This window comes from Methylobacter sp., from assembly GCF_030680395.1.
Classification (GTDB): Bacteria; Pseudomonadota; Gammaproteobacteria; order Methylococcales; family Methylomonadaceae; genus Methylobacter_A.
This window is the reverse complement of sequence record NZ_JAUXVR010000009.1, coordinates 130984-148497: the sequence shown is the minus strand read 5'-3', so window position 1 is coordinate 148497 and position 17514 is coordinate 130984. Positions and strand designations below refer to the sequence as shown.

The 17514-nt window shown below is 46.3% G+C and carries 14 protein-coding genes; 13 read left to right on the top strand and 1 reads right to left on the bottom strand.

The window, feature by feature from the left end:
* Positions 1-35 precede the first annotated feature (35 nt).
* Positions 36-2759 (top strand): preprotein translocase subunit SecA, encoded by a 2724-nt coding sequence (gene secA, locus Q8L79_RS05650; RefSeq protein ID WP_305268795.1) that lies wholly within the window; start codon positions 36-38, stop codon positions 2757-2759.
* Positions 2760-2802: 43 nt separating this feature from the next.
* Here the strand turns inward: secA and Q8L79_RS05645 are convergent, their stop codons facing one another.
* Positions 2803-5121, bottom strand: coding sequence for a penicillin-binding protein 1A (locus Q8L79_RS05645; protein ID WP_305268792.1), 2319 nt, complete (start codon positions 5119-5121; stop codon positions 2803-2805).
* A gap of 217 nt (positions 5122-5338) precedes the next feature.
* On the opposite strand from Q8L79_RS05645, the gene Q8L79_RS05640 reads away from it, so the two are divergent.
* The 12 genes from Q8L79_RS05640 (at position 5339) to glk (ending at position 17432) form a co-directional block, all read left to right on the top strand.
* Entirely contained in the window at positions 5339-5572 is a 234-nt protein-coding gene (locus Q8L79_RS05640) for a hypothetical protein (protein ID WP_305268789.1), read from the top strand.
* On the top strand, positions 5559-6620 hold the full coding sequence (locus Q8L79_RS05635; protein ID WP_305268786.1) for a pilus assembly protein PilM: 1062 nt from the start codon (positions 5559-5561) through the stop codon (positions 6618-6620). The genes Q8L79_RS05640 and Q8L79_RS05635 overlap by 14 nt, the downstream gene beginning before the upstream one ends.
* Positions 6620-7192 (top strand): PilN domain-containing protein, encoded by a 573-nt coding sequence (locus Q8L79_RS05630; RefSeq protein ID WP_305268784.1) that lies wholly within the window; start codon positions 6620-6622, stop codon positions 7190-7192. Before Q8L79_RS05635 ends, Q8L79_RS05630 begins: the two co-directional genes overlap by 1 nt.
* Entirely contained in the window at positions 7192-7806 is a 615-nt protein-coding gene (locus Q8L79_RS05625; RefSeq protein WP_305268995.1) for a type 4a pilus biogenesis protein PilO, read from the top strand. Before Q8L79_RS05630 ends, Q8L79_RS05625 begins: the two co-directional genes overlap by 1 nt.
* Before the next feature lie 203 nt (positions 7807-8009).
* Positions 8010-8501: a pilus assembly protein PilP gene (locus tag Q8L79_RS05620; RefSeq protein ID WP_305268992.1), complete on the top strand. Its 492-nt coding sequence runs from the start codon at positions 8010-8012 to the stop codon at positions 8499-8501.
* Between the two features lie 15 nt (positions 8502-8516).
* Positions 8517-10874 (top strand): type IV pilus secretin family protein, encoded by a 2358-nt coding sequence (gene pilQ, locus Q8L79_RS05615; protein WP_305268782.1) that lies wholly within the window; start codon positions 8517-8519, stop codon positions 10872-10874.
* A gap of 75 nt (positions 10875-10949) precedes the next feature.
* Complete coding sequence (gene aroK / locus Q8L79_RS05610) at positions 10950-11474, top strand: shikimate kinase AroK (RefSeq protein WP_006890249.1); 525 nt, start codon at positions 10950-10952, stop codon at positions 11472-11474.
* Positions 11475-11673: 199 nt separating this feature from the next.
* On the top strand, positions 11674-12756 hold the full coding sequence (gene aroB / locus Q8L79_RS05605) for a 3-dehydroquinate synthase (RefSeq protein ID WP_305268774.1): 1083 nt from the start codon (positions 11674-11676) through the stop codon (positions 12754-12756).
* Positions 12757-12817: 61 nt separating this feature from the next.
* Positions 12818-14767, top strand: a complete 1950-nt coding sequence (locus Q8L79_RS05600; RefSeq protein WP_305268771.1) for a hypothetical protein — start codon at positions 12818-12820, stop codon at positions 14765-14767.
* 74 nt (positions 14768-14841) lie between these two features.
* Positions 14842-15909, top strand: coding sequence for a uroporphyrinogen decarboxylase (gene hemE / locus Q8L79_RS05595; RefSeq protein ID WP_305268768.1), 1068 nt, complete (start codon positions 14842-14844; stop codon positions 15907-15909).
* Between the two features lie 33 nt (positions 15910-15942).
* Positions 15943-16398 (top strand): DUF411 domain-containing protein, encoded by a 456-nt coding sequence (locus Q8L79_RS05590; RefSeq protein ID WP_305268765.1) that lies wholly within the window; start codon positions 15943-15945, stop codon positions 16396-16398.
* Positions 16395-17432: a glucokinase gene (gene glk, locus Q8L79_RS05585; protein ID WP_305268761.1), complete on the top strand. Its 1038-nt coding sequence runs from the start codon at positions 16395-16397 to the stop codon at positions 17430-17432. The genes Q8L79_RS05590 and glk overlap by 4 nt, the downstream gene beginning before the upstream one ends.
* Positions 17433-17514: the final 82 nt, after the last annotated feature.

Sequence of the window (17514 nt, the reverse complement as noted above, 5' to 3'; positions counted from 1 at the left end):
TTCAATCATTTACTAAATTCATACCGGAAAAAAACATGCTGGGTAAGTTGGTTAGATTTGTTATAGGGAGCCGTAATGACAGGCTGATAAAGAAGAAAAGATCATTGGTCAAAAAGATCAATGCTCTGGCTTCTGATTACGAGAAATTATCTGATGATGCGTTAAAAGCAAAAACGCAGGAATTTCGTGATCGTCTGGCGCAAGGTGAAAAACTGGACAATCTGCTTCCAGAAGCGTTTGCAACAGTCAGGGAAGCATCGACGCGAGTCTTCGGTATGCGTCATTTTGATGTGCAATTGATCGGCGGCATGATCCTTCATGACGGCAAAATTGCCGAAATGAAAACCGGTGAAGGTAAGACCCTGATGGCAACTCTGGCGGCCTATTTGAACGCCTTGCCAAGGCGCGGCGTGCATGTCGTTACGGTTAATGACTATCTGGCCAAGCGCGACTCCGAATGGATGGGCAGGCTTTACGGTTTCTTGGGTTTGTCGACCGGCGTGATTATCAGTCAGATGGACAGTGAAGCACGGCGCGAAGCTTATGCGTCAGACATTACTTACGGCACCAATAACGAATTCGGGTTTGATTATCTACGCGACAATATGGCTTTTAGCCTGGAGCAGAAAGTCCAGAGGGATTTAAGTTTTGCTATTGTTGATGAGGTTGATTCGATTCTTATCGATGAGGCGAGAACGCCGCTGATTATTTCCGGACCTACCGAAGAAAGCACCGAAATATATATCAAAGTCAATAAGATCATCCCTTTCCTGACCAAACAGGAAAAAGAAGGCGAACCGGGTGACTATTCAGTCGATGAAAAAGTACGCCAGTTGTATCTGACCGAAGAAGGCCACGAACGGGTTGAGCGTTTAATGGTCGAACATGGCTTGATGGCGGAAGGAAGCAGCTTGTATGACGCGACCAATATTCGCTTGATGCATTATCTGACCGCTTCATTGCGGGGTCATGTTTTATTCAAAAAAGATGTCGATTATATCGTTGCCAATAATGAAGTGATTATCGTCGATGAATTTACCGGCCGGGTTATGCCGGGACGGCGCTGGTCTGAAGGATTGCATCAGGCGATTGAAGCGAAAGAGAATGTCGCCATTCAAAATGAAAACCAGACGCTGGCCTCGATTACTTTCCAGAACTATTTCCGCTTATATGAAAAACTGTCCGGTATGACCGGTACTGCGGATACCGAAGCATTCGAACTGAACAAGATTTACGGCCTTGAGGTTGTGGTTATTCCTACGCATCGCAACATGATCCGCAAGGATTTTGGCGACGTAGTCTTCCTGACCACCGACGAGAAATACATCGCCGTTGCCGATGATATTAAAGAGTGCGTTAGCCGAGGACAACCGGTATTGGTGGGAACCACATCGATTGAAAACTCCGAGCGGCTGTCCGCATTATTGCAAAAGCAGGGCATTAAACACGAAGTGCTTAACGCCAAGCAACACGAACGCGAAGCCCATATCATTGAACAGGCCGGTATGCCGGGAGCGGTGACTATCGCGACCAACATGGCGGGACGGGGTACCGATATTGTGCTCGGCGGTAATCTGGACGCGGAACTGGCGGCATTAGGCGAAGATGCCGGTGAGGCCGATAAGGATCAAGTGCGTGGCGCTTGGTTGGACAGACACGAGCAGGTTATCGCCACCGGCGGTTTGCATGTCATTGGTTCGGAACGTCATGAATCGCGTCGTATCGACAATCAGTTAAGAGGCCGGTCGGGTCGTCAGGGCGATCCCGGTTCAACCCGTTTCTATCTGTCGCTGCAAGATGATTTAATGCGTATTTTTGCGTCGGATCGCGTTGCGAGTTTAATGCAGAAATTAGGTATGGGTAATGGTGAAGCCATTGAACATCCTTGGGTAACCCGCTCTATTGAAAGCGCTCAGCGCAAGGTTGAAGGCCGCAATTTCGATGTGCGTAAAGAAATCCTTGCTTATGACGATGTTGCCAATGATCAACGTAAAGTTGTCTATGCGCAGCGTAATGAGTTGATGGCGGCAGAGGAAATATCCGACATTATTACCGCGATACGTGAAGATGTAGTTAATAATGTAATTACCCAGTATATTCCGCCAAAAACTATGGTTGAACAGTGGGACACCAAGGGGCTGGAAGAGCATTTGCATCAGGAATTTAACGTTGAAATTCCGGTGCGTAAAATGCTGGCTGAAGATCACTCGTTGCAGGAAGAATCATTGCGTAAACGCATTATCGGAATTCTGGAACAAAACCATAAAGACAAAGAACAACAAATGTCTAGGGAAGTGTTGCGGCATTTTGAAAAATCAGTGATGCTGCAAGTACTCGACAACAGCTGGAAAGAACATCTGGCGGCGATGGATTACTTGCGTCAGGGCATACATTTTAGAGGTTATGCGCAAAAAGACCCCAAACAGGAATACAAGCGCGAAGCATTTGAAATGTTTACCAGTCTGCTTGAGCATATCAAGTATGAAGTGATAGGGATTCTGTTTAAAGTTCAGGTCAGACAGGAAGAAGACGTTCACGCTATTGATGAGCAAATGCAAGCGCCCAAGGAAATGCATTTTGAGCATGCACAGGCACCGGCTTTGGACGCTTATGAAGAGTCGTTACTTGCGCCAGAACAGGAAGAAGTTGCTACTGTAGAACAGCCATTTATCAGAGATGGCAATAAAGTGGGCCGCAATGATCCATGCCCTTGCGGTTCAGGCAAGAAGTTTAAGCAGTGTCACGGTCAATTAAGCTGATTTGATGGATAGGAGCGGGTTTAGAACCCGCTCCGTGCACCCTTTAAAACAGATTTTCAGTAGGGTTCTCATCAGACTGATCGGAACCTGTCGCCGAGTTTCCTGATGTGAATCTGGTTGGCACATGTTCAGCTTGAAAAAACTCCCATATCCCGTTTTTATTTGCGGCTGCTGTTAACAAGCCGGTCTCAGGACTTATAAACGCTTTAACTATTCCCTCCGGTATTTCAAGAGGAATTTCCGGGATATCTTTTAGGGCTACCCGCATAAATTCTATCCACATCGGTAATGCGGCTACGCCGCCCGTTTCAGAATTTCCAAGTGGCGAAAAGTCATCAAATCCGACCCATGCGGTAGCCACATTTGATTGCGTATAGCCATTAAACCAGGCGTCGCGCTGCTCATTTGTGGTGCCTGTTTTTCCGGCAAGGTCTTGTCTGTTCAGTACTTTTGCGTCTGTTGCCGTGCCGTGTTGAATGACATCTCTTAATAACGAATTCATCAGAAAACAAATTTGCGGCGTAATAATTCTGGGAGCGTAGTTACGGTTTAATTCCTGGCTACTATCGCAGGTAGGACAGGCAATTTTAGGTTTGGCCTGATAAATAATTTCGCCCTCGTTGGATTCAATGCGTTCGATGAAATAGGGTTTAATCAGGAAGCCGCCGTTAGCAAATGTGGCGTAAACCCGTGTCATTTGCAGTGGGGTCGCATCGCCGCTGCCCAGTGCCAGGGAAAGGGTTTTAGGTATTTGTTCTTCATTAAAGCCAAAGCGTAATGCCGTTGCGACGGCTTTTTCAACGCCCATTTCTTTCAATAAGCGAATGGAGATAATGTTTCTTGAGTGGGTTATAGCCGATCTGATGCTGGTTGGGCCGTAGAATTTCTTGCTGTAATTCTCCGGTCGCCACTCGTTTTCCTGACCCGGGTTGTCGATGACGATGGGTGCATCGTTAATAAGGCTTGCGGGGGTGTAACCTTGTTCAAGGGCGGTGGTGTAAATAATAGGTTTAAAGCCTGACCCCGGCTGTCTTTTTGATTGGGTCGCGCGATTGTATTTGTTACGGAAAAAATCGAAACCGCCGGTTAACGCCAAAATGGCGCCGTTGGCAGGATTTAACGAAACAAATGCTCCTTCTGCTTCAGGTACTTGTGTTAAAGCCCAGGTATTATTCGACAATTGACGAACACGGATAATATCGCCGGTTTTTAGTAGAGTTCCGATAGAGTTGCCGGCCCATTTAATATTCACCCAAGGTATTTCAATGAGAGTGCTGTCTTGAAGGCTGGCCGTTGCGAGATTGTTTTTTACGCGTAGAACGGTGGCTGGCAAAGTATCGCCGATGACCGGGAGGTCTTTGAAATCACCGGCTTTGTTAATGCGTGAGCGCCGATATCCATGGCGCTCGTCATAGGCATGCAAGGTGTTAGTAAGCGCCTGATTTGCCGTTGTTTGCAGCGTCCCGTTTATTGTTGTATAGACCTTGAACCCGGAAGTGTAAGCTTGGTCGCCATAGAGTTCGAAGATTTTTTGTCGCACCATTTCGGCTAAATAAAGCGCTGAAATTTCAGGTGTGACAGACTGTATTTTTGCGGTAGAGGGTTGCCGGGATGCGTCCTCATATTCTTGCTGAGTAATATGGTTAAGCTCAAGCATGCGGTGCAAAACATAATTGCGCCTTTCGACTGCCCGTGTCTCGTTAGTAATGGGATTGTATATAGACGGTGCTTTAGGCAAGCCGGCAATCATGGCGTGTTCGGCCAGGCTCAGCTCGGATAAGGATTTTCCGTAATAGACCTGAGCCGCTGCGGCAATGCCATAGGCTCTGTGCCCCATGAAAATCTGATTTAAATAAAGTTCCAATATTTTGTTTTTCGGATACTCGTGCTCTATTTTTAACGCCAGCATGATTTCCTTTAACTTACGGGTGTAAGTTTTTTCACTGTTAAGCAGGAAGTTGCGGGTAACTTGCATGGTGATGGTACTGCCGCCCTGCTTTTTCTTTCCGGTTAAGGCGAGTTGCAGAGCTGCTCGAAGCAGGCCTTTAAAGTCTACGCCGGGGTGTTCATAAAAACTATCATCTTCTGCGGCAATGAAGGCATTAATGAGTTGCTGGGGGACTTCTTCTATATTGATCGGTGTGCGTTTCTTCTCGCCGAATTGAGCAATCAGCAGGTTATCTTTGCTGTAAATACTTAAAGGCGTCTGGTATTGAACATTATGCAGGGTCTTAACATCAGGCAAATCGGCTAAAAGCTTGTTGTATACAAAATAACCGAAAATTGCTGAGCTCAACGTTATGATCATAAAAAAAATAGCAAACCATTTTAGAATTTGTCCGCTTAATGTTTTTTTAGTCACAAGTGATCCTGGGAAGCAGTGCGATAGAGATAAAACCTAAGTTTTAAGAATATCAAAGATACGTTTTTGTTAAATGCCGGCTGAACTATTCTCGCTGGAGATAAAAAACAACTGGTTGAGCAAATAAATTGAACATTTTAAGCATCAAAATAAAAAAGGCTACTATACTTTCGCGAGTAAATAAGTTTTGTGATCGTTAGTTATAGCTGGCGGCTGCATGGAAGCTGAAGCTATGACCCCAAGGATGGGTAAGTGGAGCAGTGCAGGGAGCGGTTGCCGACGACTGCATGGACAGGAAATGATCCCGTCATTTCTCTGCATTCCCCACATCCCTGTGGGTTATGCAGGAGGTAGAGCAACGCAGGGAGCGGTTGCCGAGAGATCGGCACTGCAATTGATCGATCACATTATTCATCAAGTTTTTCAAGGGTTAGTTCATGAGTTGGTTTAGTCAGAAACAGAGCGCAGTTCTTGGTATTGATATCAGTACAGCAGCTATAAAGTTACTCGAATTGAGTAAGGTTGGCGCTCGTTACCGGGTTGAGAGTTATGCTGTATCACCTTTGCCGCAAGACGCTGTTATTGATAAAAACATAGCCAACATTGAAGTGATAGCTGATGCCATAAAAATCGCTTTAAAGCAATCCGGGTCAAAGTTAAAGCAAGCATCTGTCGCTGTTGCAGGATCTTCAGTGATGACCAAGGTTATACCAATGTCCGCTTCATTAACCGATGATGAAATGGAAGAACAGATTATGATTGAAGCGGACCAGTATGTGCCTTATTCGCTTGATGAGGTTAACTTCGATTTTGAAGTCCAGGGCGAAAATGAAAACAACCCTGAAATGGTCAATGTGCTGCTCGCGGCATCGAGAAAAGAAATTATTGATGATCGAGTGGAAGTGTTGGCAAAGGCGGGCTTAAAAGCCAAAATTGTCGATGTTGAAGCCTTTGCAATGGAAAATGCTTTTACCTTGTTGATTGATCAATTGCCGGATGCCGTAGGGGCTCAAACGGTTGCTATTGTGGATATCGGGGCAACCATGACCGCCTTAAATGTCTTATATAATTGCCGTACCGTGTACACAAGAGAGCAGGGCTTTGGCGGTAAGCAATTAACCGAAGAGATTCAGCGTCGCTACGGATTAACTTATGAAGAGGCCGGCTTGGCAAAAAAGCTGGGCGGACTTCCGGACAATTATACCGTTGATGTGCTTGATCCGTTTAAACGGGCAATGGTTCAGCAAATCCAGCGGTCGATACAGTTTTTTGTTTCATCAAGCGCGAATAGGCGCATCGATAGTCTTATTCTGGCGGGTGGTTGTGCATCAATACCCGGCATCGACAAATTGGTTCAGCAAGCCGTAGGGGTGCCTACTGTTATAGCAAATCCTTTTATCAATATGGCTTTATCCAATAGAGTAAAACCTCAGTCATTGAGCAATGATGCTTCTGCAATGATGATTGCATGCGGATTGGCATTGAGGAGTTTTGACTAATGGCAAAAATCAATTTACTCCCTTGGCGTGAAGAACTGCGGGCGCAGAAAAAGCAGGATTTTATAAATGCTATTGGCGTAGCTGTTTTAGTTACAGCAATTATTTTCGTCGGGGTTCATATGTATATTGACGGACTTAAGGCGTATCAAGAACAAAGAAACAAAATAATACAGGACGAAATAGCGTTACTGGATATAAAAATTGCCAAAATAAAAACTATTGAAGAACAAAAAAGTAAGTTGCTGATCAAAATAGACTTGATTCAGAAGCTACAGGAAAGTCGTCCGGAGATTGTGCATTTGTTTGATGAGCTTCCCAACGTTACACCGGATGGAGTTTTTCTCACGAAATTCGCGCAGGTGGGCACAGAACTTAATTTTCAGGGCAAGTCGCAATCAAATGCGCGCGTTTCTGCCTTTATGAGAGCCATTGAAGCCTCAGATTGGTTGAAAGTCCCAACACTTGATGTGATTCAGACCGCGAGCAAAGTTAGTCCTGAGCAGTTAAGTGATTTTACGCTGCATGCCAAGCAGGGTAATCAAAATGTGCAAGCTGCGGCTGGAGGGAAATGATGAATCTTTCAGAAATTAATTGGGACCCTAATGAGGCGGGAACTTGGCCGTTGCCCATCAAAGCGGCAACAATTGCAATAATATGCGCCTTGGTTTTCGGTGCAGGGATTTACTATGACACACTTGACCAGTTAGCCGTGCTTGATGCTTCTGAGAAAAAAGAGCTGGAATTAAAACAGTCATTTGAAGCGAAACAAAAGAAATCAATCAATCTTCAGGATTATCAGGATCAATTGGCGCAAATTGAAACGGAACTGGAGGATATGATTCGGCAAATGCCTACGCAAGAAGAGGTTGCAAGCCTGTTGATTGATATTTCCCAGACAGGATTGGCCAGCGGTCTGGAGTTCAGGTTATTCAAACCGGGCGCTCCTGTTCGTAAGGACTTCTACTCAGAGTTGCCAATCAGTATTGAGGTTATTGGGAAATACGAAGAGTTGGGTTTGTTTGTGAGCGGTTTAGCCTCGTTACCCCGAATTGTTACCGTACATGATGTAAACATTATTCCCGAAAGTAAGGAAGGGGAAATGAAAATGAATGCGACTGTAAAGACCTATAATGAAGGTGGTGGAGAAGAGGCTGCCGTAGCCAAAAAGAAAAGAGGTCAAAAGTAATGGAATACAATAAGTTACCGCCGCTTCGGCAACTATTTATGAGTCATCTAAAGCGCCCGCTTTTAGTGCTTTTGCCACATCGCTACGCTGCCACTCTCTCATCCTTGGGGTTGTCTGCCCCCTTGCATTCATATAATCGTAAAGCGCGTAATTTAGCGCCAAGCGGTACGCGAGTAAGTTTACAGATAAGCTGCTTGGTTTTTATGACGTTGCTGGCAGGTTGCGGCAATGATGATTTTTCAGATTTAAATCGCTATCTCTCAGAAGTTAAGGCCAGGCCTAAGGAGCCGATTAAGCCCCTGCCTGAAATCAAGGTGATTGAGCCCTTTATGTTTAAACCGGAAGGTCTGCGTGACCCATTTAAACCGCTGGAACAACCCGAACAGGCCGAAGGTGTTGATGTTTCAACGGGTAGCGGTATAAAGCCGGATACCACTCGACGCAAGGAAGAGTTGGAAGCATTTCCTTTGGATGGCCTAAGAATGGTAGGAACTATAGACATGAAGTCGAGTCTGTGGGGATTGGTAAAAGCGAGCGACGGCACAATTTATCGCGTCAGGGTTGGGAACTATATGGGTAAAAATTACGGAAAAATTATACGGATAGTCAGCGATAAAATTGAATTGATGGAAATAGTCCCTGATAAACCGGGAACATGGCGTGAACAACCCGCTTCAATAGCATTGACAGAGTGATTCTGAGGATAAAAAATGAATAATAAACAAGGCGATGCTATGTTAAATACCCACAGGGCACAAAATAAAACGTGGCGACCGTTATCGGCGCACATTGGCTTAGGTCTATTCTTACTTATCTTTCAAATTGCATCTGTTAGAGCGGGAGAGTTAGCGCTATCGGGCATAGACTTCGCGACACAGTCAGGCGACAAGCTGCAAATTGAAATGGTAATGACGGGGCCCGCCGTTACTCCCCAAATATTTAAGACGGATAATCCCGCACGGATTGCTTTGGACTTTCCCGGTATAAAAAGCGCGTTGGCAAAAAAGATGTACCCGATAAATCAGGGATCAGCGAGCAGTGTTTATGTGGTAGAGGCTGCGGGCAGGGTCCGTGTCGTTGTTAACCTGATTGAGTCAATACCGTTTGAGACCAAGGTGGTTGGCAATAAGATACTGCTGACTTTGACTCCTGCAAAGGCTGTGATGCCCGCTACAAAGCCTGTCGTTACAAAGTCTCCCATCCCTGTTCCAACAAAGGCAACTAATTCGGTGGTTGCTGCGTTAATACCTGCGCAAGATATTAGCGGCTTTGATTTCAAGCGCGGCGATAAAGGTGAAGGACGCATACTGATTTCCCTGGCTAATCCGAACACCATTGTTAATTCCAAGAAACAAAACGGGAAAGTTATCATAAGCTTTTTAAATACCCGATTACCTGAAAGTCTGGCTAAACGGCTGGATGTTTCCGAGTTTGCAACGCCTGTTAAGTTTATTGATACGGTCTCGTCTGACCGGCAGACCACAATTACTGTGGCCATGCAAAATGAACTTTATGATTATTCCGTGTTTCAAGCGGACGGATTGTTGACTGTTGAGTTTCGTCCTTTAAGTAATGAAGAGAAAGATGCGCTGGACAGATCGCGTACCAAATATACTGGCGACAGATTGTCTTTAAATTTTCAGGAAATTGAAATACGTAGTGTTATTGCTATTCTGGCCGAGTTTACCGGACAGAATGTAGTGGCCGGTGATGATGTGACAGGCACGATTACTCTAAAGCTGGATGATGTGCCTTGGGACGAAGCATTAGATTTTATTATGATGACCAAGGATTTGGGTAAGTATGAGACCGGTAATGTCACGTTAATTTCACCCTTGGACAAAATCAAGGACTATAAAAAGAAACAACAGGAAACGGAAAAAGTCGTCGAACAATTAGATCCGTTGGTAACTGAATATATTAAAATCAATTACGCCAAAGCCGAGAACTTTAGAAATTTGTTGAATGGCGAAGATACCGGTGCTTTTGGCGCTTGTGGAGTGCCCGGTGCAGCTGGTGCTGCCTCATCCGGCGGTTCATCGGCTTCATCCGGCAGTTCATCGTCGGCTTCGGCTGCTGGAGGTTCTTCAACTGCCGGGCAATCAAGTCAAGGGGGAAAAGACTCAGAGGTCAATAATGACAAGTTCGGTTTGCTTTCGCCCCGTGGATCGGCGGTTGTCGATGCCAGAACCAATACTTTGATTGTGCGAGAAACGACAAAACGCTTGGACGAGGTAAAAAAACTGATACGTAAGCTCGATGTCCCTGTGCGGCAGGTAATGATTGAAGCGCGTGTTGTTATTGCCGATGATAGTTTTACTGAAAATTTAGGTGTCAAGTTTGGCGCAGCAAAGGCGGCTAGTCTCGGAAGCGGCAAAAGTTTTGCTGTAGGAGGGCTAGGAACCAAAGGTAACGGTAACCTTCAACCTAATGCCGACGGAACAATAGGCACTTTAAGTGATTCGCTGGTTGATTTGGGTGTGGCAGGGTTGACTGCGACTCCTCCAGGCGCCTTGGGTATGACTCTCGCTAGAGGCGCCGATTATGTGTTGAATCTTGAACTTCAGGCATTACAAATTGAAGGGAAAGGTGAAATAGTATCCAACCCCAGAGTAATGACCATGGATCGCTGCACGGCAGTTATGATGCAAGGTGTGCAGATTCCGGTTACGACGCCCTCGACGGCAAATTCACCGGCAACAACTACTTATATCGATGCGGTTCTTAAATTAAATGCAACGCCCCAGATTACTCCCAGCGGATCGGTTATTATGAATCTGTTGATTACGAAGGACAATGCGAACAATACCAGCAATCCGGTATCGGGCAATCCCGGGATCGATAAAAGAGAGATTAAAACATCGGTACTCGTTGAGGATGGCGAGACGGTAGTTTTAGGCGGAGTTTATGAAGGTGCTGAATCATATGGCAAGAATAAAATCCCATTTTTCGCCGATTTACCGGGTATCGGGTTTTTATTTACAAATTCAACAGCCAATAAAACGAAGAAAGAATTGCTGATTTTTGTTACTCCAAAAATCATGAAAGATAATGTAGCCAGCGATTGATTGCTTCTACTTAGAGCAAAAAGGGGGCATAATGCCCCCTTTTTTAATGATTTAACCCGCAAAATAAGGCAGGTCATGACGCGATCAGAGAATATATATTTAGTTGGCCTCATGGGTGCAGGAAAAACTACGATAGGACGGCAGTTAGCTAGAGCGCTTAAATTGCCTTTTTATGACAGTGACAAAGCCATTGAGGAAAGAACCGGCGTAGATATTCCGACCATATTCGAGTTCGAGGGGGAGGAAGGATTCCGGGATAGGGAGCAGAAAATGATTCAGCAATTGACGCAAATGGAGGGTATCGTACTGGCTACCGGTGGCGGTGCGATTTTGCGAGAGGAGAATCGCAGGTTATTGAAAGAAAATGGCTTTATTGTCTACCTGCAATGTTCGGTAGAAAGGATTTTAGAACGGACACGCAGAGATACACAACGCCCGTTGCTGAAAACAGATAACCCCAGAGACCGGATAGAAAGCTTGTTCGCACAGCGTGAGCCGCTGTATTTGTCTTGCGCTGACTTTAAAATTGATACAGGCGTCATGCAAAGCAAAGAGGTCGTTAGCCATATTTTAGAAGAATACAACTCGGTTAATCGTTAATAAACAAAATCTCGGCACACCGTTACGCTGCTTCTGCATTGCTCATAATCCACATGGATGTGGTGAATGCAGATTTGCAGGAGCAAATAGCTGCCCATGCAGTCGTTGTAGGTCGGGTTAGCGTAGCTTAACCCGACACATCGAAGCGGCAAATGTCGGGTCACACTATCGCTAACCCGATCTACAAGCGTTAATAAATATGAAAAAATTACTGGTTGAATTAGGTGACCGTAGTTACCCAATCTATATAGGCTCTGATTTATTGAGCCAGTCCGAGCTATTCATAAAGCATATAAAGTCCAAGCAGGTTGTTGTGGTTACCAATGAAACCATTGCTCCCCTGTATCTAAATGCGGTTTTAAAGAATTTACAGGACTATATTGTCGAAACAGTGATACTGCCCGACGGCGAACAGTTCAAGACTTTAGATTTTGTAACTCAAATTTTTGATAAGCTGCTGGCCAGCAAGTTTAGCCGTAATGCCACCTTGATTGCTTTGGGCGGTGGTGTTATTGGTGACATGGGCGGTTTTGCTGCCGCCTGTTATCAGCGAGGCATTCCTTTCCTGCAAATACCCACAACATTGCTGGCGCAGGTTGATTCTTCGGTGGGAGGCAAAACCGGCGTTAATCATCCGCTGGGCAAAAACATGATTGGCGCTTTTTATCAGCCGCAATGTGTTATCGCCGATGCCGATGTTTTGGATACGCTGGATGACCGTCAATTATCTGCAGGCTTGGCCGAAGTGATCAAATACGGCCTGATCAGGGATGCCGAATTCTTTGAATGGCTGGAAAACAATGTCGACGTGTTATTGGCCAGAGATAAACAGGCATTGGCTTATGCCATTGAACAGTCATGCATTAATAAAGCTGAAATTGTCGCCGAAGACGAAACCGAAACCGGAGTCAGGGCGACGTTAAATTTAGGCCATACTTTTGGGCATGCGATAGAAACCGGCGCCGGTTACGGTAAATATCTCCATGGTGAGGCGGTAGCTATCGGCACCTGTCAGGCCGCCGATCTTTCCAGAAGAAAAGGCTGGCTGAATGAAGACGATGTCGCACGAATTATTGCACTATTTAAAAAAGTAAAGCTGCCCGTAGTTCCGCCGGAACAAATCGATTCAGACCGGTTTCTGGAATTAATGGCGGTAGATAAAAAAAATGTAGACGGTCAGATCAGACTGATTCTGTTACAAAAAATCGGCACGGCAACATTGCCTGTAGACGTAGACCAAGACCTATTGGAGATGACACTTAAAACCTATGGTAGAAGATGATACTTTTACTTATCATGTGAAACAGCAGCCGGCTGATCAGATAAATAAGGCTGCTCAATCCTTGATAACAAAGGAACGAACACAGAAGCTTGATTTATTGGTTCATCTGCTTTCAAACCTGACTCAGGCCCTTGTTGTCTGCGGCCCGGAAGGTATCGGCAAAACCACATTGCTTAAAATTTTGCAGGAGCGCAAGACTGAGTCATGGCGGTATTGCCTTATACAGGGTAATGCCGACGTAAGTTTTGAGGCGGTTCAGGAGCAGTTGGTTAAGGCTCAGCCAGGCAGGTCTGTTCAGTCGTTATCAACAGCATCAGGCCAATATAAACAAGTCGTATTAATTATTGATAATGCGGGTGAATTGGTCCCCGGCCTGATCGCGGCAATCATTCAATATGCAGCGGCAAATCCCGTTTTAAGAGTGATTTTCGCTTTAACGCATGATGAATTGCAGGTGAAACGAGGCTCGGATAGAGCGATTGATGATTGCCATATCGTTGAAATTCCTCCCTTATCAGAAAAGCAGTGCGGTGATTTTTTACAGCACTTGTCAACCTTACCTTACGCAAACTTGTCGTTTAGAGCAATCGACGACAACATGATAGCGCATATCTACCGGGAGACGCACGGGGTTCCGGGGAGGATTATCGCCGAGATATCCGGTTTATCCTCCAGCGCCAAGCAAGGCGGAAAATTGAAATGGATACTTGTCCTTGCCGTTGCAGCTGCAATCGTCATAGCCTTAGGCGTTCAGTGGCTGTTATCGTCGGCAATCGCTCCCGGCACTGCTCTACCTCCTGATCTGACCTCCATGGATGGAGGAAACGCAGCAAGACTGCCGGGAGCAGTCGCGGCCATGCAGTCGTCACAAGATAATGATAAAAAAGAAATAGCGCCTGCTGCAGCCGAACAGAAAACAGACAATACCGAAGTTGTTCCTCCACGGCCTGAGTCTCAGACAATGCTCGCGCTGCCGCCCGTTCAGCCGGTTATCCAACAGCAATCAGTGCCGGCAAATGAAGCGAAAGACGCATTAAAGCCTTCAGTCGAAGTCAATGTAAACAGGAATAATCAACAGCCTGTTACCCCTGCGGTACAACCCGAGACAGCAAGCATGGCTGTTGATAAGCCGTTAACGAGTGATACGCCTCGTTCCTCGGCAATCGCATCTGTATCGCCTAAAACGCCTGCTTTAGAAGCTCTACCTCCTGATCCGACCTCCAGGGATGGAGAAAATGCGGCAAGACTGCCGGGAGCCGTCGCGGCCATGCCATCGTCGGCGCGTTCTTTGCCGCTTGGGACCGAGCAAGAAAAATCAAAGCAGTTGGAGTTAAGTAAGGCGCTAAGTAAAACGATTGATCCTGTCGAACCGCCTATCGCTCAGAATTCGGAAATTAAAGCCCAATCCGAGCCGGTGAAGGCAGTTGAGGGCAAGAAGCAATCTGATGTCGCTCAGCAGAAAATGGCTGACCGGCTTTGGGCCTCGCGAGAAAAATTAAAACAAACGGAATTGAAGAAAACGGTTAATAGCATGGAGCCGTTTAAGCCCAATCAGCTGGAAACAATCCAGATACCGCAAAAGCCCGTAGAAGTTGCTGGAATCCCTGAACAGCGAGTCATGGAAACTGCGGCACCTCAGCAAGTGGAGCCTGGTCGCATCGGTTCTCTACCGATTGCGACACTTCCGCCATTTCCGGCAGTCGGTCGCACTGGTTCCCTACCCGTTGCGACACTTCCGCCATCCCTGGCAGTCGAAGCGCCATCGGCACCGACAGTAAATAATTTCACGTTGCAGCTTATGGTGTTATCAAAGCAATCGTCTGCCGACGACATGTTCACAAAATATCCGGCGTTGGCGCCGGATATTAGAGTCATTAGAACGATAGCCAAAGGCAAAGAAAAATTTATTTTAGAGTATGGCTCATATTCCGATACCGAATCAGCCAATAAAGCCAAGCAGTCCTTACCTTTTGAATTCCACAGAGCCTTGGTAAGAAAAATAGCTCGATAAAACATAGGTAACAGCGACCGATTGATCACTCATACGATAAAACACCCTAATTTTAAACCCGACGAATTAAATCCATGACCGCATTAAAAAACGATACCTTTATTAGAGCGCTGTTAAAACAACCTGTGGACTACACACCGATTTGGATGATGCGCCAAGCGGGGCGTTATTTGCCGGAATACCGAAAAGTCAGGGAGCAGGCCGGCAGTTTTTTAGATCTATGTACCAATCCTGAGCTGGCCTGTGAAGTCACCTTACAGCCGTTACGGCGCTTTGATTTTGATGCGGCCATTCTGTTTTCGGATATATTGACCATTCCCGATGCCATGGGTTTGGGGCTTTATTTTACCGAAGGCGAGGGGCCTAAATTTACCAATCCGGTAAGAACAGTGGCAGATGTGAATAAGTTGCCGATTCCCGACCCGGAAACCGATTTGCGTTACGTGGTTGATGCGGTTCGGTTGATAAGAAAAAACCTGCAAGGCAGCGTACCGTTAATCGGCTTTTCCGGCAGTCCCTGGACGTTGGCAACCTATATGGTTGAGGGCGGCAGTAGCAAAAGCTTTCAAAAAGTTAAAGGCATGATGTACGAGCAGCCCAAGTTGATGCATGTCATGCTGGATAAACTGGCGCAATCAGTCGCCGTTTATTTGAATGCCCAGATTGAAGCGGGCGCTCAGGCGGTCATGCTGTTCGATACTTGGGGCGGCATGCTAACGACCGAAGATTATGTCGAATTTTCTTTATACTACGCCAAGCAAGTCAGAGCGTTACTTAAAACAAATATAGATGGGCAGCAGATCCCCACTATCCTGTTCACCAAAGGCGGTGGGCTTTGGCTGGAAGCCATGGCCGATTCCGGCTATGATGCCTTGGGTCTGGATTGGCAGACCGATATGCAACAGGCTCGCGCCAGAGTGGGGCATCAGGTCGCCTTGCAGGGCAATATGGATCCGGTTGCGCTGTATGCCAGTCCTGAAGTCATCACCGAAAAAGTAAAAACCATTTTACATAAATACGGTTCGGGGTCAGGCCATGTGTTCAACCTGGGGCACGGTATTTTGCCCGATATGAATCCCGATCATGTTAAAGCGATGGTTGATGCCGTACACGAGCACAGCCGGGTTTATCATCAGGCCTAAGCATTTAATCTAATCAATAAAGAGGTTACGACTATGAGAATATCGAAAACTTTTTTGGCAATCAGTTTGCTCGTTGCCAATATGGGCGCTAGTGCCGAGAGCAAGCCTATTGATATCGTGGTTCATAGGAGCCCGACTTGTACCTGTTGCGGCAAGTGGCTGGAGCATTTGAAAGAAAATAATTTCAATGTAGAAGATGTCGTCACCAATGACGTGCAGTCTATAAAGGATAAATACGGCGTTACCAGAGAAATGGCTTCCTGCCACACGGCGATCGTCGATGGCTACGTTGTTGAAGGCCATGTGCCGGCAAATGACATTATGACGCTATTGAAAACCAAGCCTAAAGTTGCCGGAATTGCTGTTCCCGGCATGGTTAACGGTAGTCCGGGAATGGAAATGGGAGATAAAAAAGACCCTTATAAAGTGATGAGTTTCGATCGCGAAAACCACACTAAGGTATTCAACAGCTACGAAGGCACGCAATGATTCATGCCGGGCTATCCATGCCCGCCTCCCTCCGGCAGATTTGTCTGGCTGGCGACGTAGGGGGGACAAAAACTATCCTGGCACTGTTTGAGACCGAAGGCGATGATGTTAAGTGCTTAAAAAAAGAGCAATTTTCCAGTACCAACTATCAAACGTTTACCGAGTTATTAGCAGCATTTTTAACTGACGCAGATTGCACGCAGATAGCAGCTGTTTGCATCGGAGTAGCCGGCGTTATTGCCGATGGCCGTTGCGAAACAACCAACTTACCGTGGGTACTCAGCAGTAAAGAAATTGGCGGGCGGGTCAATACTCAAAATGTTTGGTTGTTGAATGACCTGGAAGCAACTGCGTGGGGCTTGTTGGACTTGCCGGCGCGCAATTTTGTCGAATTGAATCCCGATGCACAACCGCAGCAAGGTAACATTGCCGTGATTGCCGCCGGAACCGGCTTGGGTGAGGCAATCATCGCATGGGATGGCGCCGCATACCATATTATTGCCAGTGAAGGCGGACATGCCGATTTTGCACCGACGAATGAACGGGAAATAGCATTGCTCAGGTACTTGCTGGAAAAATACCCGGAGCACATCAGCTGTGAGCGGCTCATATCCGGTGAAGGCCTGGTCAATATTTATCAATTTCTTAAACACATTAACTACGCACAAACCAACCCGGAAACCGAACAGCAAATGACAGGACGAGACCCGGCCGCAGTCATAGGCGAAGCAGGCGTTGCAGGAAGCGATGCATTATGCGTTGAAGCGTTAAAGTTGTTTTGCAGGTTATATGGCGCGGAATCAGGAAACCTGGCGTTAAAGTGCCTGCCTTATGGCGGTGTTTATCTGGCCGGAGGCATAGGGGCAAAAATCCTGCCAGTGCTGCAACAAGGTGAATTTATGCGCGGCTTTTTGGCAAAGGGACGTTGCCGGGCCGTGTTGCAGAAAATATCGGTTAAAGTATGCACCAACCCGGAGGTCGCCTTATTAGGCGCGTTAAGTTACGCTAAAAAAACGGCCAAGTTAGAGCTGTGAAAAGTGGTTGCCGTAAAGAAACAAAAGATCAGGGTAACTATCAGTTATAACCAAGTTTTAAATGGTCTTACAGTGATACTCT

Excerpts from the sequence above, each read along its gene's own strand:
- secA (WP_305268795.1), top strand. The coding sequence starts at position 36 with ATGCTGGGTAAGTTGGTTAGATTTGTTATAGGGAGCCGTAATGACAGG.
- Q8L79_RS05640 (WP_305268789.1), top strand. The coding sequence starts at position 5,339 with ATGGAAGCTGAAGCTATGACCCCAAGGATGGGTAAGTGGAGCAGTGCA.
- Q8L79_RS05635 (WP_305268786.1), top strand. The coding sequence starts at position 5,559 with ATGAGTTGGTTTAGTCAGAAACAGAGCGCAGTTCTTGGTATTGATATC.
- Q8L79_RS05630 (WP_305268784.1), top strand. The coding sequence starts at position 6,620 with ATGGCAAAAATCAATTTACTCCCTTGGCGTGAAGAACTGCGGGCGCAG.
- Q8L79_RS05625 (WP_305268995.1), top strand. The coding sequence starts at position 7,192 with ATGAATCTTTCAGAAATTAATTGGGACCCTAATGAGGCGGGAACTTGG.
- Q8L79_RS05620 (WP_305268992.1), top strand. The coding sequence starts at position 8,010 with ATGACGTTGCTGGCAGGTTGCGGCAATGATGATTTTTCAGATTTAAAT.
- pilQ (WP_305268782.1), top strand. The coding sequence starts at position 8,517 with ATGAATAATAAACAAGGCGATGCTATGTTAAATACCCACAGGGCACAA.
- aroK (WP_006890249.1), top strand. The coding sequence starts at position 10,950 with ATGACGCGATCAGAGAATATATATTTAGTTGGCCTCATGGGTGCAGGA.
- aroB (WP_305268774.1), top strand. The coding sequence starts at position 11,674 with ATGAAAAAATTACTGGTTGAATTAGGTGACCGTAGTTACCCAATCTAT.
- hemE (WP_305268768.1), top strand. The coding sequence starts at position 14,842 with ATGACCGCATTAAAAAACGATACCTTTATTAGAGCGCTGTTAAAACAA.
- Q8L79_RS05590 (WP_305268765.1), top strand. The coding sequence starts at position 15,943 with ATGAGAATATCGAAAACTTTTTTGGCAATCAGTTTGCTCGTTGCCAAT.
- glk (WP_305268761.1), top strand. The coding sequence starts at position 16,395 with ATGATTCATGCCGGGCTATCCATGCCCGCCTCCCTCCGGCAGATTTGT.